General features: G+C 65.5%; 19 protein-coding genes. 17 read left to right on the top strand and 2 right to left on the bottom strand.

Annotation, left to right across the window (positions count from 1 at the left end; genetic code table 11):
* Positions 1-120: 120 nt before the first annotated feature.
* The 7 genes from ccoN to SB751_RS10395 are packed head-to-tail and all read left to right on the top strand — an operon-like array spanning position 121 to position 5,456.
* A complete protein-coding gene (ccoN, locus tag SB751_RS10365) occupies positions 121-1,569 on the top strand; it encodes a cytochrome-c oxidase, cbb3-type subunit I (protein WP_144200796.1) in 1,449 nt (482 codons plus the stop codon).
* An 18-nt stretch (positions 1,570-1,587) separates the two neighbouring features.
* Positions 1,588-2,253: a cytochrome-c oxidase, cbb3-type subunit II gene (gene ccoO / locus SB751_RS10370; protein ID WP_144200794.1), complete on the top strand. Its 666-nt coding sequence runs from the start codon at positions 1,588-1,590 to the stop codon at positions 2,251-2,253.
* Between the two features lie 5 nt (positions 2,254-2,258).
* The gene (locus SB751_RS10375; protein WP_144200792.1) at positions 2,259-2,429 is read left to right on the top strand and encodes a cbb3-type cytochrome oxidase subunit 3; all 171 of its coding nucleotides are present in this window, start codon (positions 2,259-2,261) and stop codon (positions 2,427-2,429) included.
* Positions 2,426-3,340, top strand: a complete 915-nt coding sequence (gene ccoP / locus SB751_RS10380; RefSeq protein WP_144200790.1) for a cytochrome-c oxidase, cbb3-type subunit III — start codon at positions 2,426-2,428, stop codon at positions 3,338-3,340. Before SB751_RS10375 ends, ccoP begins: the two co-directional genes overlap by 4 nt.
* Positions 3,341-3,395: 55 nt before the next feature.
* Positions 3,396-4,946, top strand: coding sequence for a cytochrome c oxidase accessory protein CcoG (ccoG, locus tag SB751_RS10385; RefSeq protein ID WP_313819091.1), 1,551 nt, complete (start codon positions 3,396-3,398; stop codon positions 4,944-4,946).
* A 40-nt stretch (positions 4,947-4,986) separates the two neighbouring features.
* Positions 4,987-5,214 (top strand): hypothetical protein, encoded by a 228-nt coding sequence (locus SB751_RS10390; protein WP_250024576.1) that lies wholly within the window; start codon positions 4,987-4,989, stop codon positions 5,212-5,214.
* Positions 5,211-5,456, top strand: a complete 246-nt coding sequence (locus tag SB751_RS10395; protein WP_144200784.1) for a hypothetical protein — start codon at positions 5,211-5,213, stop codon at positions 5,454-5,456. The genes SB751_RS10390 and SB751_RS10395 overlap by 4 nt, the downstream gene beginning before the upstream one ends.
* 28 nt (positions 5,457-5,484) lie before the next feature.
* Here SB751_RS10395 and fnr read toward each other — a convergent pair whose 3' ends face one another.
* The gene (fnr, locus tag SB751_RS10400; RefSeq protein WP_144200782.1) at positions 5,485-6,210 is read right to left on the bottom strand and encodes a fumarate/nitrate reduction transcriptional regulator Fnr; all 726 of its coding nucleotides are present in this window, start codon (positions 6,208-6,210) and stop codon (positions 5,485-5,487) included.
* Positions 6,211-6,294: 84 nt separating this feature from the next.
* On the opposite strand from fnr, the gene SB751_RS10405 reads away from it, so the two are divergent.
* From SB751_RS10405 to SB751_RS10450, 10 genes are all read left to right on the top strand, one after another.
* Positions 6,295-7,053: a sulfite exporter TauE/SafE family protein gene (locus tag SB751_RS10405; RefSeq protein ID WP_144200780.1), complete on the top strand. Its 759-nt coding sequence runs from the start codon at positions 6,295-6,297 to the stop codon at positions 7,051-7,053.
* A 636-nt stretch (positions 7,054-7,689) separates the two neighbouring features.
* Positions 7,690-8,613, top strand: coding sequence for an SMC-Scp complex subunit ScpB (gene scpB, locus SB751_RS10410; protein ID WP_144200778.1), 924 nt, complete (start codon positions 7,690-7,692; stop codon positions 8,611-8,613).
* Positions 8,614-8,641: 28 nt separating this feature from the next.
* Positions 8,642-10,591, top strand: coding sequence for a 23S rRNA pseudouridine(2605) synthase RluB (gene rluB, locus SB751_RS10415; RefSeq protein WP_410748011.1), 1,950 nt, complete (start codon positions 8,642-8,644; stop codon positions 10,589-10,591).
* Positions 10,592-10,930: 339 nt separating this feature from the next.
* The gene (rimP, locus tag SB751_RS10420) at positions 10,931-11,419 is read left to right on the top strand and encodes a ribosome maturation factor RimP (protein WP_144200913.1); all 489 of its coding nucleotides are present in this window, start codon (positions 10,931-10,933) and stop codon (positions 11,417-11,419) included.
* Positions 11,416-12,891 carry a transcription termination factor NusA gene (gene nusA / locus SB751_RS10425; RefSeq protein WP_144200774.1) on the top strand — a complete coding sequence of 492 codons (1,476 nt, stop codon included), beginning with the start codon at positions 11,416-11,418 and terminating at the stop codon, positions 12,889-12,891. Before rimP ends, nusA begins: the two co-directional genes overlap by 4 nt.
* An 82-nt stretch (positions 12,892-12,973) precedes the next feature.
* Complete coding sequence (gene infB / locus SB751_RS10430) at positions 12,974-15,868, top strand: translation initiation factor IF-2 (RefSeq protein ID WP_144200772.1); 2,895 nt, start codon at positions 12,974-12,976, stop codon at positions 15,866-15,868.
* A gap of 63 nt (positions 15,869-15,931) precedes the next feature.
* Complete coding sequence (gene rbfA, locus SB751_RS10435) at positions 15,932-16,303, top strand: 30S ribosome-binding factor RbfA (RefSeq protein ID WP_092289589.1); 372 nt, start codon at positions 15,932-15,934, stop codon at positions 16,301-16,303.
* A gap of 72 nt (positions 16,304-16,375) precedes the next feature.
* A complete protein-coding gene (gene truB / locus SB751_RS10440) occupies positions 16,376-17,326 on the top strand; it encodes a tRNA pseudouridine(55) synthase TruB (RefSeq protein WP_144200770.1) in 951 nt (316 codons plus the stop codon).
* 294 nt (positions 17,327-17,620) lie between these two features.
* On the top strand, positions 17,621-18,418 hold the full coding sequence (locus SB751_RS10445; protein ID WP_250024573.1) for a putative Ig domain-containing protein: 798 nt from the start codon (positions 17,621-17,623) through the stop codon (positions 18,416-18,418).
* Positions 18,419-18,539: 121 nt separating this feature from the next.
* Positions 18,540-19,724, top strand: coding sequence for an MFS transporter (locus tag SB751_RS10450; protein ID WP_144200766.1), 1,185 nt, complete (start codon positions 18,540-18,542; stop codon positions 19,722-19,724).
* Positions 19,725-19,745: 21 nt separating this feature from the next.
* On the opposite strand, the gene SB751_RS10455 is transcribed toward SB751_RS10450, so the two are convergent.
* Positions 19,746-21,353 carry a DHA2 family efflux MFS transporter permease subunit gene (locus tag SB751_RS10455; RefSeq protein WP_244844994.1) on the bottom strand — a complete coding sequence of 536 codons (1,608 nt, stop codon included), beginning with the start codon at positions 21,351-21,353 and terminating at the stop codon, positions 19,746-19,748.
* Between the last annotated feature and the right edge of the window lies 1 nt (position 21,354).

A 21,354-nucleotide genomic window follows, 5' to 3' on the forward strand; every position in this document is an offset into this window, starting at 1 on the left:
CAACAGTTCCTTTCGTTGAATTGCGACTTGACCGGGATCAACACGCGGGTGGCGGCGGCTTTCTAAAGTCACACCAACACTAGGGTTAAACGATCTTTACTTCTGTATTTGGGGGTCTGAATGGATGTCTCTACCGCGTCTCCACGCGTCGACACCTTTAACTACGGCGTCGTGCGGCAATTTGCCGTGATGACCGTGGTCTGGGGGATCGTCGGCATGGCCGTCGGCGTTCTACTGGCGGCGCAATTGATCTGGCCGGATCTTAATTTCAACACCCCGTGGCTGTCCTTCGGGCGCCTGAGGCCGCTGCACACCAACGCGGTGATCTTCGCCTTCGGCGGCAGCGCGCTGTTTGCCACGTCGTACTACGTCGTGCAGCGTACCTGCCAGGCGCGCCTGTTCTGCGGGCCGCTGGCGGCGTTCACGTTCTGGGGCTGGCAGATCGTCATCGTGGCGGCGGCCATCACGCTGCCGCTCGGTATCACGACTTCCAAGGAATATGCGGAACTCGAGTGGCCGATCGACATCCTGATCACCCTGGTCTGGGTCGCCTACGCGGTGGTGTTCTTCGGCACCATCATCAAGCGCAAGACGCGCCATATCTATGTGGCCAACTGGTTCTTCGGCGCGTACATCCTGACTATCGCCATCCTGCATATCGTGAACAACATCGAGATGCCGGCGTCGATGTGGAAGTCGTACTCCGCCTATGCGGGCGTGCAGGACGCGATGATCCAGTGGTGGTACGGCCATAACGCCGTGGGCTTCTTCCTGACCACCAGCTTCCTTGGGATGATGTACTACTTCATCCCGAAGCAGGCCGAGCGGCCGATCTACTCGTACCGGCTCTCCATTGTCCACTTCTGGGCATTGAACTTTACCTATATGTGGGCTGGCCCCCACCATCTGCAGTACACGTCGCTGCCGGACTGGGCGCAGTCGCTCGGCATGGTGTTCTCCCTGATCCTGCTCGCGCCGTCCTGGGGCGGGATGATCAACGGGATCATGACCATGTCCGGTGCCTGGCACAAGCTCCGCACGGACCCGATCCTCAAGTTCATGGTGGTGGCGCTGTCGTTCTACGGCATGGCCACGTTTGAAGGTTCGATGATGTCCATCAAGACCGTGAATTCGCTGTCGCACTACACGGACTGGACGATCGGCCATGTCCACTCGGGTGCGCTGGGCTGGGTCGCGATGATTTCGATCGGCTCGTTGTACTACCTGTTTCCGCGCCTGTTCGGGCAGAAGGAGATGTTCAGCGTCAAGCTGATCGAGTGGCACTTCTGGATTGCGACGATTGGCGTGGTGCTCTACATCGCCTCGATGTGGATCGCCGGCGTGATGGAAGGGCTGATGTGGCGCGCCACGCAGCCGGACGGCACGCTGACCTACGCATTCGTGGAGGCGGTCAAGGCGAAGTACCCGTTCTACCTGATCCGCCTGCTCGGTGGCCTGTGCTTCCTGACCGGCATGCTGGTCATGGCCTACAACGTGGTGCGTACGATTGTCGGCAAGCCCGCCACGGACGCGCCGATTCCGGTCAGCCTGCAGGCTTCCGCACATTGACCGCCGAGGATTGCTGAGATGTCACAAAAACAAGGATTCTTCACCCACGAAACGCTTGAGAAGAACGTCGGCTGGCTGATCATCGCCACGATCATCGTGGTGAGCATTGCGGGCCTGGTGCAGATTGTGCCGCTGTTCTTCCAGCATTCCACGACCAAGCCCGATGCGGGCATCGTGCCGTATTCGCCGCTGCGCCTGATGGGCCGCGACATCTATATCCGCGAGGGTTGCGTCGGCTGCCATTCGCAGCAGGTGCGCACGCTGCAGGCCGAGACCGAGCGCTATGGCCATTTCTCGACGGCCGGCGAGTCGGTGTATGACCATCCGTTCCTCTGGGGCTCCAAGCGTACCGGGCCGGATCTCGCCCGCGTGGGCGGGCGGTATTCGGATGACTGGCAGCGCATCCACCTGCGCAATCCGCGCGATGTGGTGCCGGAATCGGTGATGCCGTCGTACCCGTGGCTCGAGAAGGCTACGCTGCCGACTGATGATATCCAGGCGCGGATGCGCGCGCTGCAGCGACTGGGCGTGCCGTACACCGAGGAGCAAATCGCCCACGCCCCCGAGGAACTCGCCGGCAAGACCGAAGAGGACGCGATGGTGGCGTACCTGCAAGGCCTCGGCCTGAACCGCCGCAATGTGCGCGTGGACGCCACCACGGCGGCCACCGCCCCGAAGGAGTAAACGCCATGGCTATCCTGACTTCCGCTGCCACCGTGCTGTCGATGCTGGCTTTCCTCGCCATCTGCTGGTGGGCCTGGTCGACGCGTCGCCAGGCCGCCAACGAGGAGTCGGCCATGTTGCCTTTCGCGTTGCCTGACGAGACCACGATAACGACAAGCCGGAACCCACAGCCATGAGCGATTTCATTTCCGATTACTGGAGTTACTACATCACGGCCATCTCGCTGGTCGGCATCGCGTGGTGCGTGTGGCTGCTGTTCTCGCAGCGCCGGGTGCCCAAAAGCCAGGTTGTGACCGAGGATACCGGCCATGTCTGGGACGGTGACCTGCGCGAACTGAACAATCCGCTGCCGCGCTGGTGGATGTGGATGTTCCTGCTGGCCTGCATTTTCAGCCTGGGCTATCTGGTTCTGTATCCGGGCCTGGGTTCCTACGCAGGCGTGCTGGGCTTCTCCTCGCAGGGCGAACTGGCTGCGCATCGCCAGGCCGCCGAGAAGATTCAGAACGAGATCTACGGGAAGTACATGGCGATGGACGTCACGAAGGTCGCAGCCGACCCCGAGGCTCGCGAGATCGGCCAGCGCCTGTTCCTGAATTACTGCGCGCAGTGCCATGGCTCCGACGCGCGCGGCAGCCGCGGTTTCCCGAACCTGGCCGATAACGACTGGCTCTATGGCGGCGACCCTGACACGATCCGTCAGACGATCGCCAAGGGCCGCAACGGCATGATGCCGCCGTTCGCCGGTACCATCGACGCCAAACTCGCCGGGGACACGGCCCAGTATGTGCGCTCGCTTTCGGGCCTGGCGTCCGATCCGATCCGTGCGTCGCGGGGAGAAGGCACCTTCAAGACCACGTGCGCAGCCTGCCATGGGGCAAGCGGCAAGGGGAACCAGGCGCTTGGCGCGCCGAACCTGTCGGACAGCGTCTGGCTCTACGGCAGCTCGGAAAATGCCATCGTCGAGGCGATCCTGAAGGGCCACAACGGCCACATGCCCGCGCACGAGGAAATCCTGACGCCCGAGCGTATCCGCATGCTAACGGCCTATGTGTGGGGTCTCTCCAACACAGGAGCGGCCGGACAATGATCAACAGCCCCCGGGCAGGGCGGCAAGCCGCCTGCCGGGGCGCGAGGAACACCAGATGAACGCGCCCCCCAACGCTGCACAGCCCGTGGCGGACGACGCCGCCACGCCGGAGCCCTCACGGCCGGACAACAGCCCGCCATGGCGCCCGGCAGCCGCGCCTCGATCCGGGCAGCCTGCCCAGCCCGCCCAATCGGCTGAATCTTCTGAAGAGACGCTCTACGAGGTCCGGCGCAAGATCTATCCGCGCTCGGTCACGGGCGCCTTCTCGAGCTGGCGCGTCTGGCTCGTCATCCTCACCCAGCTGGTCTACTACGGCACGCCGTGGCTGCAATGGAACAACCGGCAGGCGGTGTTGTTCGACCTCGGCGCCCGCAAGTTCTATATCTTCGGCCTCGTGCTGTGGCCGCAGGACGTGATTTACCTCGCGGTCCTGCTCGTCATCTCGGCCCTGGCGCTGTTCCTGTTCACCGCCATTGCGGGCCGGCTATTCTGCGGCTACGCGTGCCCACAGACCGTCTACACCGAGATCTTCATGTGGATCGAGCGGCGCGTGGAAGGCGACCGCATCGCCCGCATCCGGCTGGACGGCGACCCGTGGAGCCTGCGCAAGCTGCGGCTCAAGGCGACCAAGCACGCGCTCTGGGTGGTGGTCGCCCTGTGGACCGGCTTCACCTTTGTCGGCTACTTTTCGCCGATCCGCGAGCTGGGCGGGCAGGTGGTTGATTTCTCGCTGGGGCCATGGCAGTCGTTCTGGATGCTGTTCTATGCGTTCGCCACCTGGGGCAACGCGGGTTTCATGCGCGAACAGGTGTGCAAGTACATGTGCCCGTACGCGCGCTTTCAGAGCGTGATGGTCGACCGCGATACCTTCGTGGTGACCTATGACGTAGGTCGTGGCGAGCCGCGCGGCAGCCGATCGCGCAAGACAGACCGGCAGGCCGCCGGCATTGGCGATTGTGTCAATTGCAGCATCTGTGTGCAGGTCTGCCCGACCGGGATCGACATCCGCGACGGATTGCAATACGAGTGCATCGGTTGCGGAGCTTGCATCGACGCCTGTAACCAGGTCATGGACAAGATGGCCTATCCGCGCGGCCTGATCCGCTACACCTCCGAGAACGCAATGCGCAAGAGCCTGTCGGCGGTGGCGGCGCGCAGGCGGCTGTTCCGCACGCGGACGATCATCTACGCGGTGATCTGGTCGGTGCTGGTGGGGGGCTTTATCGGGTCGCTGGCGATGCGCGCGCCGCTCAAGGTCGATGTCATTCGCGATCGTGGTGCCCTGGGCCGCGAGGTCGAAGGTCGATGGATCGAGAACGTGTACCGGCTGCAACTGATCAATACCACCGAGGCTCCGATGCGCGTCCGGGTGCAGGCGACGAGCGCGGCGCTGCAAGGGCTGACCATCGAGTACGACAAGTCGGCGGAAACACTGGCGCCCACGTCGAACCGCTTGTTGCCCGTGCGTATCCGTATCCCTATCGACGACGCGCCAGAGGGTACGCACAAGATCCGCATCACGGTCACGGGGGAGGGCGTGGACGATGCGCGGGAACGCGCGCAGATCCAGGAAGCGACCAGCTTCATCGTGCCGCGCGGCCTGTAGTGCGGGTCATCCAGGAAACTATCGACGCAAGGAGTAGGCAATGACAGCGCAACAAATCAAGCCGTGGTGGAAGGAACCGTGGCCGTGGTTGTTGATGAGTGGCCCGCTGCTGGCGATGATCGGCTGTGGCGTGACGATCTGGCTCGCCAATACCCACGCCGACGTGCCGGTGCGCAATGCTGCGCGGCATGGGCTGGTGGTGGAAAAGCTGGATGGGTCCGCCGCACGCGCCGACGCCCATGTCAATGACACGGCGAGGCGGCCATGAGACTGCGCTGGCTGATGTGGGTGATGTGGCCAGCGTTTCTGATCGGCGGCGTGGCCACGGCAACGGTGTTCTCGATTGTGGATCCCAGTGACCTGAACTTCTTCGGTCATCCGGTCGACGCGTCGCGCGAAGCGATCTACACCGTGGGATTCCTGTTGGCGTGGCTGTTCTGCGCCTTGTCGAGCGGCTTGACGCTCTACACCATGCCGACGCCGCTCAGCGATACCGATGAACTCGAGTAGCCCGCGCACCACCGCCGGCAAGGTGGCCTCAGCAGGATCGGTTGTAGATCTGCTTGATGCCGGCCATGTCGATGAGCTTGACGTGGCGCTGGCGGATCTGGATCAGGCCCGCCTCGGCAAAACGGGAGAACAGGCGGCTGACGGTCTCCAGTTTCAGGCCCAGATAGCTGCCGATCTCCTCGCGGCTCATGCGCAGCACGAACTCGCTAGACGAGTAGCCACGCGCCGACAGGCGCTCGGAAAGATTGACGAGGAACGCGGCGAGCCGCTCCTCGGCGCGCATCGAGCCCAGTGTCATCAGCATGACCTGGTCCTGCGAGATTTCCTTGCTCATCAAGCGCAGGAACTGGGTTTGCAGCGAGGGCAGGTCACCCGACAGCGCCTGCAGCTCGCTGAAGCGTACGACGCAGACTTCGGCGTCCTCGAGGGCCGTGGCATCGGAGGCATGCTGCATTTCGCCAAGGCCATCCAGGCCGACGATCTCGCCGGGCAGATGGAAGCCGGTGATCTGCGAGCGGCCATCCTCGAGCGTCACGTGCGTCTTGAGCGTGCCGAAGCGCACGGCATAGACGGCGGTAAGCGGATCGCCCATGCGATACAGCGTTTCGCCCTTGTGCACGCGCACGCGTTCCTGCACGAGCGTGTCCATCTTCAGGAGGTCCTGCTGCGACATGCCTACCGGCAGACAAAGCTGACCCATCCCGCACGTGGAGCAGCGGGGCGAGATCTCGGTGACGGGAATGGAGGTAAGCAATTGAGGGCTCTTGGTGATGCGCATTGCAGCAGGGGCGCGACAAGTCAATTTTACCGCGTGAAGTGACGCGGAAGCGAGGGACCGTTGCCATTTGGTGTGCTTTTCAGTGTTTTTATCGTTGCGTTGTTTGGTGGCGTCCACTGTGCCGCAATGTGCGGCGGCATAGCGATGGCCGCCGAGCAGCGCGCGGCAGTGCGCGTGCCAGTGACGATCCATCGCTCGCCGCGCGGCTGGCTTGTCGAACTACTGGCGATGCACGCCGGGCGCCTGACCACCTACGCATTGTTGGGGGCCGTCATGGGTGCCGTAGGCGCCACCGTATGGAAGCAGGACTATCTGCCCGTGCAGCGATGGCTCTATGGCGCAGGCGGGGCGATGCTGGTGACGTCGGGCTTTTGGCTGTTGCGTGGGCGCAGCATGCGCGCGGCGCGCCTGGAGGCGCTCGCGGTGCGCGTGGCCCAGGGGGTAGTGGGTCGCATGGGCGCGCTCGGTATCAGGCTGCCCGCCGGCCTCGCCCGACATACGCCGCTCATGAGGCGCTTCGGCTTGGGGCTCGCCTGGGGAATCGTGCCGTGCGGGATGGTCTATGGGGCACTCGCGATGGCGCTGCTGGCCGGCAATGCGGTGTCCGGCGCGCTGGTGCTGTTCGCCTTCGGGCTGGGAACGCTGCCAAACCTGCTGGCGATTTCGGGGCTTTCGGGGTATGTGCGCCATTTGTCGCGCCGGCCGGTGGTCCGGGCCGTGGCGGGGGTGCTGATCATCGGCTTCGGCATGGTGGGCGTGGCGCGGGCGGTCTGGCTGCCGGAGACCCTGGCGGCGCATGGGTTTTGCGTGGTGTTCTGAGGCAATTCCGAGCGGGGGGCAGCCCATCCGGGTTCGTGCCATTTGCCACGCCGGGCAGCGGGCGGGTTGCGGACGGGGCCGGGAATGCCATACAATCGCGAGAACCACGGTATCGCGCCATGTAATTCCCTGGCGTCGCCGGGCCGGCATCCCTGATCTGGGATGCGTGTCCATGGGTCCGAGGCAGCATTGGCTTGCCGGATCCGTCCCCACAGTTCATCCGGTTCAAAAGATCTGGTTTAAGAGGCCGGGCGGCCTTGTGGAGTGGTGGCGCAGGCGCAGGACGAAGCTTGTCCGGGCCGATATCCGTTTTTTCTTGCCGCCTTGGCAATCTGATTGTCCTGGCGAATGTCCGCTCCAAGGGGAAGGGTTCCGCCTGCGAGGGTAAAGGCGAGAGCGCGACGCAAGAGGTTCGACTCCCGGCGAAGCCAGCCGGATTCGGACGATCTCCTGCCGGAACGACCCGGCAAATCGATGCAAAAGAACGAAGTGCACCGCTTGGCTGCCTGGGCTGCGACAGGCTGCGAGTTGGCTGCGCAATGAGATGGCGGTGGCATCGGTACCGCTGTATCCGAAATCTCCAGTGCTCCGGGATTCGTCCGGGAGCAGGTGCAAAGACAGGCTGCACACAATCACATGAATACCCAAGAGGCGAAGATCGTCCTCGAGACCGCGCTGATTTGTGCGCAGGAGCCCCTGCGCGTCAACGATCTGCGCCGTCTTTTCGCCGACGATGTCGGCGCCGACACCATCCGCGTCCTGTTGGACGAATTGCGACAGGACTGGCAGCAACGCGGTGTGGAACTCGTGGCCCTGGCCAGCGGCTGGCGTTTCCAGAGCCGACCCGAGATGCGTGAGTTCCTCGACCGGCTCAACCCGGAAAAGCCGCCCAAGTATTCGCGCGCCGTGATGGAGACTCTTGCCATCATCGCCTATCGCCAGCCCGTAACGCGCGGCGATATCGAGGAAATCCGCGGCGTGACGGTCAGCACGGACGTGATCAAGAAGCTCGAGGATCGCAGCTGGATCGAGGTGATCGGCCACCGGGACGTGCCGGGGCGGCCCGCGCTCTACGCCACGACCAAGGCGTTTCTGGACGATCTGGGGCTGCGCACGCTGGATGAGCTGCCGCCGCTCGAGGATGCCCAGGCCCAGGTCCAGGCTGCCCTGCTGGACCAGCAGGCGATAGATTTTGAGGAAGTTGCCACGGCCAACCCGCCGGCTGGCGACGAAGAGGCCTTTGCCGAGCCCCAGTCCGTCGAGACCGCTACCGAGGTGGTGGAAGCGGAGGTCGTGGCCGCGGCGGAGGGCGACCATGGGGAGCCGGTGGAGACGGAAGCCCACGGCGCCAATACCGAACAGAACGACACGCCGCACCCGCAAGACAACAGCGTTGCGCAGTGGCCCGCCGATGGCGGCCAGGACGACGACGCGCCGCTGGCCCACGCCAACGGTTTCCACGTGGACACAGCTGCTTCCTCCCCGGAAGCGGCCGACGATTCGGTCCGGGACGGCAACGCGCCGCATCCTGCTGAGGACGACGAACGCGTGTCCAACTGAATAACACGCAACATCGATAGTGAATACTTTGTCTGATTCCGCTGAGCAAGACGTCCGGCAACCGGACGCGCCGGGCGATACCGGCGCTGCGCCCGACGCGGGCAATGGCACCGACGGCGCGCCGCGCCGCAAGGGCCTGCGCCGTGGCCTGCGCAATCTGGTGGCGTCGCGCCGCCAGTCCGCACAGGACCGCGAGGGTGGCCGTGCCGAGGGCGATGCCGCTACGCCGACGCAGGCCGACGCGCCGCCGCCCGCCGCCGCCGCACCGGCCGGCCGCGAGCCGCGTCCCCGTGGTCGCCGCAAGCCGGCAGCCGATCGCGATACCGGTGACGTCCGCGAACCGCGTGCCGAGGCGGGTGACGCCGACGGCCAGTCCGCGCAGCCGCACGGCGCCGGCGTGCGCAAGCGCCGCCAGCAGCCCCAGCGCAAGGCCGCGCTGGTCGATGGCGACAACAAGCCAGCAGCCCAGCAGCCCGGCCGGCGCGACAAGCGCGGTCAGGGTAGCCAAGGTGGCCAGGGTGGTCAGGGCCAGCGCAAGGGTCAGGCGGGTGCCGCAGGTGGCAAGCCTTCTGAGAAATCCGAGCACCGCCTTGGTGACAAGCCGGGCCGTGGCGCGAAGGGCGGCAAGCCGGCGGGCAAGCCTGCCGGCGGTGCCGAGGACGTCTTCAAGTTCGTGATCTCGGAACAATTCGATCAGGAAGAGATGGCGTTGCCGCGCACCAAGGCCAAGCCGGTGCGTGAACTGTCTGCCGACGATGATGCGCCCAAGCTGCACAAGGTGCTGGCCGAAGGCGGCCTCGGCTCGCGCCGCGAAATGGAACAGCTGATCCTCGAGGGTCGTGTCTCGGTGAACGGCCTGCCGGCCCACATCGGGCAGCGGATCCTGCCGACCGATCAGGTACGTGTGAACGGCAAGCTGATCCATCGCAAGGTGTCGTCCAAGCCGCCGCGCGTGCTGCTGTATCACAAGCCGTCAGGCGAAATCGTGAGCCAGAGCGATCCGGAAGGCCGTCCGACCGTGTTCGACAGCCTGCCGCGCATCAAGGCCGGCAAGTGGGTGGCGGTTGGCCGTCTCGACTTCAATACCGAAGGCCTGCTGATCTTCACGACCTCGGGCGACATCGCCAACCGGTTCATGCACCCGCGCTACGGCGTGGAGCGCGAATACGCGGTGCGCACGCTGGGCGAGCTGGCCGAGGCCGATCGCCAGGCGCTGCTGCACGGTATTCAGCTGGACGATGGCGAGGCGAACTTCCTGCGCATCGCCGATGGCGGTGGCGAAGGGGTGAACCAGTGGTATCACGTGGCGCTGACCGAAGGCCGCAACCGCGAGGTGCGCCGCATGTTCGAGGCCGTCGGCCTGACCGTGTCGCGCCTGATCCGTACGCGTTATGGCCAGTTCCTGCTGCCGCGCGGCCTCAAGCGTGGCCGCTGGCAGGAGCTGGACCCGACCGACGTGCGTGCGCTGATGGCCAATATCGGCCTGAAAGCCCCGGCGAAGGGCGAGCAGGGCGGCAAGGGCGCCACCAAGGTGGGCGGCCGCAAGGCACGCACCGAGGCGGCTATCGCGGGCATGCCGATGCACACCGGCATGGACGGTCTGCCGCGCTATGAGAAGGGTAGCGCGCGCGGTAACGGCGGTGCCGGCCGTGGTCAGCCGGATCCGATGCAGACCTCGATGGGCTACATCCCGACCGGCCCGGCGCCGCTGACGTCACACACCACCAAGTTCAGTGGTGGCGCGGCTGGTGGCCTGCGTGGCGGTGGTGCCGGTGGGCGCGGTGGCAATCGCGGCGGCCTCGGCGGCGGCGGTGGTTTGGGCGGTGGCGGCATGGGTGGCCAGCGCGGCCAGCAGCGTCGCGGCGGTGGCGAGGCCAACGGCAATGTGATGCCGAAGGCAACCAAGGGTGGCGGCAATGCCAGTGGCCCGCGTCGTCCGCGCGGTCGCGGCGGCAACCAGGGGGGCGGTCACCGCTAAGCCAGGCAGGCAGCATCCAGGCCGGGGCTCGCCCTGGCCTGGATGCTGCCCGCGGATCCCGTCAGGCTTTTGCCTTTTGGACATAATCCGCGTATAATCAAAGTCTATTCAAAAGTGTCATCCTTAGCGGGGATGGGCGAATGATGGGCATTGCGCCCATTTTTTTTTGGTTCGCCCGTTTTGTGCTTGTGGCCGCGACTGCGCCACGCCGGCGCCGGGGATGACGGGGCAGGCAAGGCAGCGGTTCGTTTCAGAACCTCGTTTCAGAACCTAGTTTCAGAACGGAAGTCGTTGTCCGGTGTCTGCCATGGTGTTGAAGGCCACTATTTCGGGAATACAGTGCATCTGGCAGATTTGATCGAAACCACCCTTAACGGCATGGGCTACGAGTTGGTTGAGCTTGAGCGTGCCCCGGCCGGACTGCTGCGTGTCTATATCGATCAGCCTGAAACCGGCATCGTCATTGAGGATTGCGAGAAGGTAAGCCGCCAGCTTACCCATGTGCTTACGGTCGAAAATGTCGACTACGAGCGCCTCGAGGTGTCCTCGCCCGGTCTGGACCGGCCGCTGAAGAAGCTGGCCGATTACGTCCGTTTTGCCGGCGTCGAGGCCAGGATCACGCTGCGCCTCCCGGTGAATGGCCAGAAGAATTTCGTCGGCATCATCCAGGCACCCACTGGCGATGCCGGAGCCGAGAAAATCGGCCTGGAATTCGAAGGACGCGACGGCCCGGCACTGCTGGAATTCGCCATATCCGACGTCGACAAGGCACGGCTCGTGCCAGTGATCGACTTCAAGGGAAATCAAAGAAAAGGGAACAAGCAATGAGCCGCGAAGTTCTGTTGCTCGTCGATGCGCTTGCGCGTGAAAAGAACGTCGACAAGGATGTGGTATTCGGTGCGCTCGAAGCAGCACTCGCTTCGGCCACCAAGAAACGCTTCGAGGAGGACGTGGATATCCGCGTCGCCATCGACCGTGAATCCGGTGAGCACGAAACGTTCCGCCGCTGGCTTGTCGTCCCCGACGAGCAGGGCCTGCAGGAGCCGGACAAGCAGATCCTGCTGTTCGAAGCCCGCGACCAGGATCCGGACATCCAGCTCGACGAGTTCGTCGAAGAGCAGATCGAGTCCGTGGAATTTGGCCGGATTGGCGCCCAGGCGGCTAAGCAGGTGATTTTGCAGCGTATCCGCGACGCCGAGCGCGAGCAGATCCTGAACGACTACCTGGATCGTGGCGAAAAGGTCATGACCGGCACGGTCAAGCGCGCCGACAAGAAGGGCCTGATCGTGGAATCGGGGCGCGTGGAAGCGCTGCTGGCCCGTGACCAGATCATTCCGAAGGAAAATCTCCGTACCGGTGACCGTGTGCGGGCGTATATCCTCAATGTGGACCGCGCCGCGCGCGGCCCGCAGATCGAACTGTCGCGTACGGCACCCGAGTTCCTGATCAAGCTGTTCGAGAACGAAGTGCCGGAAATGGAACAGGGCCTGCTCGAGATCAAGGCAGCCGCCCGCGACCCCGGCGTGCGCGCCAAGATCGCCGTGGTGGCCCATGACAAGCGCATCGACCCGATCGGCACCTGTGTCGGCGTGCGCGGTACCCGCGTGACGGCTGTGCGCAACGAGATCGGCGGCGAGGCCGTGGATATCGTGCTGTGGTCGGAAGACCCGGCGCAGTTCGTGATCGGTGCGCTGGCGCCGGCGCAGGTGCAGTCCATCGTGGTGGACGAGGAAAAGCACAGCATGGATGTGGTGGTGGATGAGGAAAACCTCGCCGTCGCCATTGGCCGCAGCGGCCAGAACGTACGCCTGGCGTCCGAGCTGACCGGCTGGCAGATCAACATCATGACGCAGGAAGAATCGGCGCAGAAGCAGGCCGAGGAAAGCGAAGTGGTACGCAAGCTGTTCATGGCCAAGCTGGACGTGGACGAAGAAGTGGCGGACATCCTGATCGAGGAAGGGTTCTCCACGCTGGAAGAAGTTGCCTACGTGCCCATCAGTGAAATGATGGAAATCGAGGCCTTCGATGAGGACACCGTCACCGAGCTGCGCAACCGCGCACGCGATGCGCTGCTGACGATGGAACTGGCCCGGGAAGAAAAGGTGGAAGAGGTGTCGCAGGACCTGCGCTCGCTCGACGGCCTGACCCCCGAGCTGATCGGCAAGCTGGCCGAAGGCAATATCCACACGCGTGACGACCTGGCCGAACTGGCCGTGGACGAACTGGTCGAGCTGGCCGGCGTGGCGGATGAGGAAGCCAAGGCGCTGATCATGAAAGCACGGGAACATTGGTTTAACTGAGGGACACGTACGGGGCCAGGGGCCCCGGCGCTTTCCGCATACGATTGTCCCGACGTAGAAACCGAGCATTGAAAGGGTTTGAATGGCAAGCACAACAGTTGCCCAACTGGCCGCAGAACTGAGCCGCAGCGCAGCTGCCCTGCTGGAACAATTGCAGGCAGCTGGGGTGGGCAAAGCGACGCCGGAAGACATCATCACCGAATCGGACAAGACCCGACTCCTTGATTATCTCAAGCGGTCGCACGGTCAGGCCGACGACAGCGCACGCAAGAAGATCACGCTGACCAAGCGCGAGACGTCCGAAATCCGTCAGGCCGATTCCACCGGCAAGACCCGTACCGTTCAGGTCGAGGTGCGCAAGAAGCGCGTCCTGATCAAGCGTGACGAGGCCGCCGGGGATGTACACGCCGATGGCGTGGACGCCGCCGAAGCGGCTGAAGCCGCCGCTGAACAGGCGCGCCGCGAGGAAGAGGAAAGCCGTCAGCAGGCCGAGGCGCTCGCGCGCCAGGAAGCCGAGCTGAAGGCACGCCAGGAAGCCGCCGAGCGCGAGGAAGCCGAGCGCCGTGCGCGCCAGGAAGCCCTCGAGGCCGAGCAGCGCCGCCAGGCCGAACTCCTAGCCCGCAAGGCCGAGGAAGAGGCTGCGGCTGCCCAGGCGGTGAACAACGCCGTCGAGGACGCCGCCGTGCGCAAGAAGGCCGAGGACGACCAGGCCCGCGTGGCTGCCGAGCGCGTGCAGGTGCAGAAGGATGCGGACGACGCGAAGGCCGCGGCCGACAAGGCCCGTGCCGAGCAGGACGCCGCCCGCCGCCGCCGCGAGGCTGCCGAGGCCGAGGCCCGTGCGATCCAGCAGATGCTGAACGCCCCGGCCCGCGTGCTGAAGGCGCCGTCGGAACGCAAGGCCGAGGAAAAGAAGGCCGAGCAGACCGGCACGCTGCACAAGCCGGTGAAGCCGGCCGGCGCGACGACCGAAGCCAAGAAGGACGAGAAGAAACCGGCCACGACCACCACCACGGCCACGACCACCGTCGACAAGAAGACCGGCAAGCCGGTCAAGACCGGTACGTGGCAGGACGAAGGCTCGCGCAAGAAGGGCAGCGGCCTGAAGACGCGCGGCGATACGTCGGGCGGCGTGGGTGGCTGGCGCGGTGGCCCGCGTGGCCGCGGCGGCAAGCAGCATGCCGACGACCGCAGCAACTTCCAGGCGCCGACCGAGCCGGTGGTGCGTGAAGTACACGTGCCGGAAACCATCTCGGTGGCCGACCTGGCGCACAAGATGTCCGTGAAGGCGTCCGAGGTCATCAAGCAGATGATGAAGCTCGGCCAGATGGTCACGATCAACCAGGTGCTGGACCAGGAAACCGCCATGATCGTGGTGGAAGAAATGGGCCACAAGGCGTTTGCCGCCAAGCTGGACGATCCGGAAGCGCTGCTGGTGGTGGATGGCGAAGACCATACCGACGCCGAACTGCTGCCGCGTCCGCCGGTGGTGACCGTGATGGGTCACGTCGACCACGGCAAGACCTCGCTGCTCGACTACATCCGCCGCACCAAGGTGGCTGCGGGCGAAGCTGGAGGCATTACGCAGCACATTGGTGCATACCACGTGGAAACCGAGCGTGGCGTGATCACCTTCCTGGACACCCCGGGTCACGAGGCCTTCACGGCCATGCGTGCCCGTGGCGCCAAGGCCACCGACATCGTGATCCTGGTGGTCGCGGCGGACGACGGCGTGATGCCGCAGACCAAGGAAGCGATTGCGCACGCCAAGGCTGCCGGCGTGCCCATCGTGGTGGCGATCAACAAGATCGACAAGCCCGAAGCCAACCCGGACCGCGTGAAGCAGGAACTGGTGGCCGAGCAGGTGTTGCCGGAAGAGTACGGCGGCGATTCGCCGTTCGTGCCGGTGTCCGCCAAGACCGGCCTGGGCATCGACGACCTGCTCGAGCAGGTGCTGCTGCAAGCCGAAGTGCTGGAGCTGACGGCCCCGGTGGACGCCCCGGCCAAGGGCCTGGTGGTGGAAGCCCAGCTGGACAAGGGCAAGGGCCCGATCGCGACGATCCTGGTCAGCAGCGGTACGCTCAAGCGTGGCGACGTGGTGCTCGCAGGCAGTGCCTACGGCCGCGTGCGCGCCATGCTTGACGAGAACGGCAAGCCGACGAAGGAAGCGGGTCCGTCGATCCCGGTGGAAATCCAGGGTCTGTCGGAAGTGCCGGCCGCTGGCGAGGAAGTGCTGGTGCTACCGGACGAGCGCAAGGCGCGTGAAATCGCCCTGTTCCGTCAGGGCAAGTTCCGCGACGTGAAGCTCGCCAAGCAGCAGGCCGCCAAGCTGGAAACGATGCTCGAGCAGATGAGCGAAGGCGAAGTGCAATCGCTGCCGCTGATCGTGAAGGCCGACGTGCAGGGTTCGCAGGAAGCACTGGTGCAGTCGCTGCAGAAGCTGTCGACGGAGGAAGTGCGCGTGCAGATCGTGCACGGCGGCGTGGGCGGCATCTCGGAGTCGGACGTCAACCTGGCTGTGGCCTCGAAGGCGGTCATCATCGGCTTCAACGTGCGGGCCGATGCCGGCGCGCGCAAGCTGGCCGAGCACAATGGCATCGACATCCGCTACTACAACATCATTTACGATGCGGTAGACGAGATCAAGGCGGCGATGTCCGGCATGCTGGCGCCGGAGAAGCGCGAGACGACGATCGGCCAGGTGGAAGTCCGCCAGGTCTTCCGTGTACCGAAGATTGGCGCCGTGGCCGGCTGTATGGTCACCGACGGCATGGTCAAGCGCAACTCGCTGGTGCGCGTGCTGCGCAACAACGTGGTGGTGCACACTGGCGAACTGGACTCGCTCAAGCGGTTCAAGGACGACGTCAAGGAAGTCAAGCAAGGCTTCGAGTGCGGTTTGTCGATCAAGAACTTCAACGACGTTCAGGAAGGCGACCAACTCGAGGTGTACGAAATCACCGAAGTGGCGCGTACGCTGTAAGGCGATACGCAAGACGGCAGGCTCCGGCCTGCCGTTTTCACTTTGGGCACAAGACAGGTTTGAATGGCCAAGAAAGGCAATATCTCCTCCCGCAATCTGCGGCTTTCCGACCAGATCCAGAAGGAACTGGCCGAGATGATCCAGCGCGAACTGCGCGACCCGCGCCTGGGCCTGGTCACGCTGCAATCGGTGGCGCTGACGCCGGACTACGCGCACGCCAAGGTCTACTTCACGGTGCTGGGCGCCGAGCCTGAGGTGGCCGCCGGTATCCTGCGCGAGAAGGCCGGTTACCTGCACTCGCTGCTGTTCAAGCGCCTGCACATTCACACCGTGCCGACGCTGCATTTCCATCACGACACGTCGGTGGAACATGCCATCGAGATGTCGAAGCTGATCAACGAAGCCAATTCGACGCGCGCCAAGGACGACGAGTAAGTCCGTCGCGCCGTTCCGCCTCTGTGACGCGCGCCGGACCCGCTCCGGCGCCGCGCTTCTCCCCCCGCCGCAATGACCGATTCCCCCGCAACCCGTCCGCCCCGGCTGCCACGCCGCGACGTGCACGGCGTGCTGCTGCTCGACAAGCCGCTGGGCCTGTCGTCCAACGACGCGCTGGTGCGCGCCAAGCGCCTGCTGCGCGCCAACAAAGCCGGCCACACGGGCACGCTGGACCCGCTGGCCACCGGCCTGCTGCCGCTGTGTTTCGGCGAGGCGACCAAGTTCTCCCAGGACCTGCTCGACGCCGACAAGACCTATGAGGCCGTGGTACGGCTAGGCATGACGACGACCACCGGCGATGCCGAGGGCGAAGTCGTTGCCGAACGCCCGGTCACCTGCGACCGCGCGGCACTGGATTTGGCTGTTTTACGATTTACAGGACCGATCGAACAGGTGCCGCCGATGTACTCGGCACTGAAGAAGGACGGCAAGCCGCTATATGAATACGCGCGCGCCGGGCAGACCATCGAACGCGCGGCGCGGGCGGTGACGATCCATGCAATCGAACTGCTCGACGTGGCCATCGACGCCAATCCGCCGCAATTCACGATGCGCGTACGTTGCAGCAAGGGCACCTACATCCGCACACTGGGCGAGGACATCGGCGAAGCGCTCGGCTGCGGCGGCCACCTGACCGCCTTGCGCCGCACGGCGGTGGGCGACCTCACACTCGACGGCGCGGTGACGCTGGAGCAGATCGACCAGCAATCCGACGATATCCGTCCGACCCTGCTTGCGCCCGTGGACGCCTTGCTGCAGCGCTGCGTGCCCGTGCAACTCGACGACGCCGCGATGGCGCGGTTCCTTCAGGGCCAGCGCATCGCCCTGCGCGACCTGCCCGAAGGCACCGCGCTGGAAGAGGAGACCCTGGCGCGCGTGTACGGCGGCGAGCCGTCCCGCCTGCTGGGTGTGGCCCGGATGCGAGAAGGCGCGCTGCGCCCGGAACGGCTCGTAAAGATCTGAAAACTGGGCGGGGAGCCTTAGACGATACGCCCGTGGACGTGTTGTATATTCACGCCGTGATGCCGTAGGCATCAGCGCGGCGAGCGGTCAGGGCCGCAATAAAAACAACAACTTGCGGGGTAGTCCATGTCATTCCGAACCTTCGGTGCCGCGCTGCGCGCACCGTATGCAGTTCTGTCGTCTGCCCGGTCGTGGCTGGCGATACTCTTTCTGGGTTGTGCGGCCCTGCTGTCGGGGTGTGTCACCGATGAAGACGACGGCAGTGTCCAGGCACCGGCCGGGCTGAGTTACACCATGACATCGGCGATCTACCAAGCCGGCCAGCCGATCGTCCCGAATCGGCCCAGCGTCAGCGGCGGCGCCGTGACGCGCTATACCGTGGTGCCGGCTTTGCCGGCGGGGCTGACGCTCGACGCGGCCAGCGGGGTGATTGCCGGTACGCCCACAGCAGTCAGCGCCGTAACAGTATACGTAGTGACCGCGGAGAACGCCGCCGGCAGCGCTACAGCCCGGGTGCAGATCGAGGTGCGCAACACTGAGGCGGCGCCTTCGGGGCTGGCTTACCGCGAGTCGGCCGTCATCTACACCGTCGGCACAGCCATCACGGCGAATACGGCCACCAGCGCCGGCGGCCCCATTTCCACGTTCCGCATCGCGCCGGCGCTGCCGGCCGGACTGGCATTCAATACCCAGACCGGCGCCATCACCGGCACGCCGACCGCCCTGGCGGCAGAGTCGAGCTATACCGTCACGGGCAGCAACGGGGCAGGCGAGACCACCACCGCATTGCGTATCGCCGTGCAGGCCGCCCCCGTGGCACCGGCCAGCCTCGCGTTCAGCACGCCCTCGGCCCGCTACGTTGTGGCGGAAGCCATCGTGCCCAACACCCCCGTGGTGACTGGCGGTGCGGTCACAGCATATGCAGTCAGCCCCCCTTTGCCGGTGGGCTTGAGCATGAATGCGCAAACCGGCGTGATTGCTGGCACGCCGGCGGTTTTGCAGTCGCAGGCGGTCTACACGGTCACGGCCCGCAATGTCGCAGGTAGCGCGCAGGCGCAGGTACGAATCTCGATCACGGCGCGGGGCAGCTAGGCTTCAGCTACACCCACGGTGTTCTCGGGAAGTGGCGGTAACGACACGCAGTCCGCCACGCAGGCCCCGGGCCCCCATGACCTATCCTTGACCCACCAGCCACGGATCAGCGGTGGGAGCCATGCGTTGCCTGATTTTTTGCGCGGTGCAGTGCCTGCTGGCCGTGACGTGGACGCTCTACGTGGCTTTCCTGCCGCAACTCGCCGCGCAGGTCGGCATCGGCAAGGCGCAGGTCGCGTGGATTCTGCTGATGGATCAGGCGATCTTCGTCATCGCCGACAGCGCCATGGGCATCGCCGCCGACCGCATGGCCAACGCCATGCACCGGCTGGGTGTCTGGATCCTGGCGATTTCGGTCGTCTCCGGCGTGGCCTTCGTGCTGCTGCCGGCGGCGACTTCGCCGGCGCTGCTGGTGGGGCTGACCGCGCTCTGGGCCGCCACCTCGTCCGCGTTGCGCGCGCCGCCGATGGTCATCATCGCGCGTCGCCTCGAACGCTCCGCCACGCCATTGCTGATTTCCTGGTCGATATTGGGCATCGGGCTGGCCGGGGCGCTGGCTCCGATGCTGACGGCTGCGCTGCGCCAGTCCTCGCCCCTGGTGCCGTTCGTGCTGGCGAGTGTCGGCCTGATGGTGGCGGTGGTCGCACTGCGCTGGATCGAGCTGCCGCCGCGCGAGGCTCCTCCGGCCCGCCGCATGCCGCCCGCGCCCATGCCGGCGCTGTGGATGTTCTTCGCCGCCACGTGGCTGCTGGCGTTCGGCTTCCAGATCCACACCGCGATCAATTCCGGCGCCACCTATCTCCGCTTCGCGCCGGCCACGGAACTGGTGCGCTACATGCCGGCCTTCTGGGTGGGCTTTGTCCTTGGCGTGTTGCTGCCGCAGGCGCCATGGCTGAAGCGCGTGCCGGCTGCCGTGCTGCTGCTGGCATCGGCCCTGTTGGGGGCGCTTACGCTGGTTGGCTTCGCCTCGGCCTCCACGCTCCCGGGCGTGTTGCTGGCGCAGGGCCTGGCGGGGGTGTTGTGGGCGATGGTCTTCGGCACGGTGGTCAATGCGGCGACCGATGCCGGCCATGTGGGGCGGGAAGGGCGCTTCGTCGGGCTGGTGTTCTCGCTCGCGGCCCTGGCGGCGTTGGCGCGCATCGCCATGCTGGCTGCCGGCGCCACCGCGCCGCTGGCGGGCTGGTTGCCCTGGCTGCCGGTGTTCGCCTGGGGGGGCGCCGCTGCGTTGCTGGCCGCGTTTGCGTGGCAGGGCGGCACGCGGATGGTGCCGCCCGTCAGCGCCGCATCGCCGCCGGAGCGTCGATAGCGGCGCGCGCTCAGTGGCGGGTCAATGCGCGCCGGCCGCTTCGGCCCCGCCGCCGCCCTGGCTGCGCTTGGTTAGCCAGACAAAGCCGATCAGCACGAAAAACAGCACGCCCGAGATCCAGAAGATGTCGTTGGCGCCCAGCATCGACGCCTGGAGCGAGATGTTCCGCTCCATCAGCCCGATGGCCTGCGCCTGCGTCATGCCCATCTGCATCAGGTGGTGCAGCTGCTCGGTGTAGGTGGCGCTGTAGGGGTTGATCTGCTCCACCAGCTGCGCGTGATGGAGCGCCGAGCGGTTTTCCCAGACCGTGGTCGAGATCGACGCCCCGATCGCCCCGAACGTGATCCGCACGAAGTTCGACAGCCCCGACGCCGCCGGAATCTTCTCGGGCGGCTGGCCGGACAGGATGATCGACGTCAGCGGAATGAAGAACAGCGCCATCGCCGCACCCTGGATCAGCGTGGGAATCATCAGCGTGCGCGTGTCCACCCCGGTGGTGAACCCGGCCCGCATGAAACTGACAATGCCGAAGGTGATGAACGCGCCCGTGGCCACCCAGCGCGCGTCCACCTTGGGCAGGATGCGCCCGATGATCGGCGACAGGATGATCGCAAAAATGCCCACCGGCGCCATGACGATGCCGGCGTCCGTGGCGGTGTAGCCGACGATGGTCTGCAGCCATAGCGGCAGGATCACCAGGTTGCCGAAGAACAGCCCGTACGCCACCGAGATGGCCACCACGCCGGCGGCGAAGTTGCGGCCCTTGAACAGGTGGATGTCCACCACCGGGTGCTTCTCGTAGTTTTCCCAGATCAGGAAGAACAGGAAACCCACCACGGCGATCACGGTCAGCGCCACGATCACGCTGGAGTGGAACCAGTCGAGCTCCTTGCCCTTGTCGAGCATCAGCTGCATCGAGCCGACCCAGATCACCAGCAGCGCCAGCCCGATGCGGTCGATCGGCAGGGTCTTGGTGGGCGTTTCACGCTCGCGGTAGATCGCCCAGGTAGCGTATGCGGCACCCAGGCCGACCGGGATATTGATGTAGAAGATCCACGGCCAGGTCATGTTGTCCGAGATCCAGCCGCCGAGCAGCGGCCCCATGATCGGCGCGACGAGCGTGGTCATGCCCCACAGCGCCAGCGCCATCGAACTCTTGGCCGGTGGATAGCTGGCCAGCAGCAGCGACTGGGAGAGCGGGATCATTGGCCCGGCTACCGCGCCCTGGAGGATCCGGGCGGCCAGCAGCGTCTCGAGGTTCGGCGCCACGCCGCACAGCCACGACGAGACCACGAATAGCAGGATCGACAGCACGAACAGCCGCACCGCGCCGAAGCGCGTGGTCAGCCAGCCGGTCAGCGGCACCGAGATGGCATTGGCCACTGCGAACGAGGTGATGACCCAGGTGCCCTGGTTGGGCGAGACGCCAAGGTCGCCCGAGATGGCCGGGATCGACACATTGGCGATCGACGAGTCGAGCACGTTCATGAACGTGGCCAGCGACAGCGCGATCGTGCCGATCACGAGCTTGCCGCCGGTGAGCGGCGGTGGTGCCGCGGTGGGCGCCTTGGCCGGTGCCGGTGCCGGCGAGGCGCCTGCGCCCGGCGTGGCGGTGGTGGAATTAGCCATG

The sequence above is a fragment of the Cupriavidus sp. SIMBA_020 genome (assembly GCF_046535395.1).
Classification (GTDB): domain Bacteria; phylum Pseudomonadota; class Gammaproteobacteria; order Burkholderiales; family Burkholderiaceae; genus Cupriavidus; species Cupriavidus campinensis.

What these genes read in the sequence shown, in the direction of transcription:
- SB751_RS10455 (WP_244844994.1), bottom strand. Translation starts at nt 21,353, where the DNA reads ATGGCTAATTCCACCACCGCCACGCCGGGCGCAGGCGCCTCGCCGGCA.
- rbfA (WP_092289589.1), top strand. Translation starts at nt 15,932, where the DNA reads ATGGCCAAGAAAGGCAATATCTCCTCCCGCAATCTGCGGCTTTCCGAC.
- SB751_RS10395 (WP_144200784.1), top strand. Translation starts at nt 5,211, where the DNA reads ATGAGACTGCGCTGGCTGATGTGGGTGATGTGGCCAGCGTTTCTGATC.
- SB751_RS10390 (WP_250024576.1), top strand. Translation starts at nt 4,987, where the DNA reads ATGACAGCGCAACAAATCAAGCCGTGGTGGAAGGAACCGTGGCCGTGG.
- ccoN (WP_144200796.1), top strand. Translation starts at nt 121, where the DNA reads ATGGATGTCTCTACCGCGTCTCCACGCGTCGACACCTTTAACTACGGC.
- ccoO (WP_144200794.1), top strand. Translation starts at nt 1,588, where the DNA reads ATGTCACAAAAACAAGGATTCTTCACCCACGAAACGCTTGAGAAGAAC.
- infB (WP_144200772.1), top strand. Translation starts at nt 12,974, where the DNA reads ATGGCAAGCACAACAGTTGCCCAACTGGCCGCAGAACTGAGCCGCAGC.
- nusA (WP_144200774.1), top strand. Translation starts at nt 11,416, where the DNA reads ATGAGCCGCGAAGTTCTGTTGCTCGTCGATGCGCTTGCGCGTGAAAAG.
- ccoP (WP_144200790.1), top strand. Translation starts at nt 2,426, where the DNA reads ATGAGCGATTTCATTTCCGATTACTGGAGTTACTACATCACGGCCATC.
- scpB (WP_144200778.1), top strand. Translation starts at nt 7,690, where the DNA reads ATGAATACCCAAGAGGCGAAGATCGTCCTCGAGACCGCGCTGATTTGT.
- SB751_RS10375 (WP_144200792.1), top strand. Translation starts at nt 2,259, where the DNA reads ATGGCTATCCTGACTTCCGCTGCCACCGTGCTGTCGATGCTGGCTTTC.
- truB (WP_144200770.1), top strand. Translation starts at nt 16,376, where the DNA reads ATGACCGATTCCCCCGCAACCCGTCCGCCCCGGCTGCCACGCCGCGAC.
- SB751_RS10445 (WP_250024573.1), top strand. Translation starts at nt 17,621, where the DNA reads ATGACATCGGCGATCTACCAAGCCGGCCAGCCGATCGTCCCGAATCGG.
- ccoG (WP_313819091.1), top strand. Translation starts at nt 3,396, where the DNA reads ATGAACGCGCCCCCCAACGCTGCACAGCCCGTGGCGGACGACGCCGCC.
- SB751_RS10450 (WP_144200766.1), top strand. Translation starts at nt 18,540, where the DNA reads ATGCGTTGCCTGATTTTTTGCGCGGTGCAGTGCCTGCTGGCCGTGACG.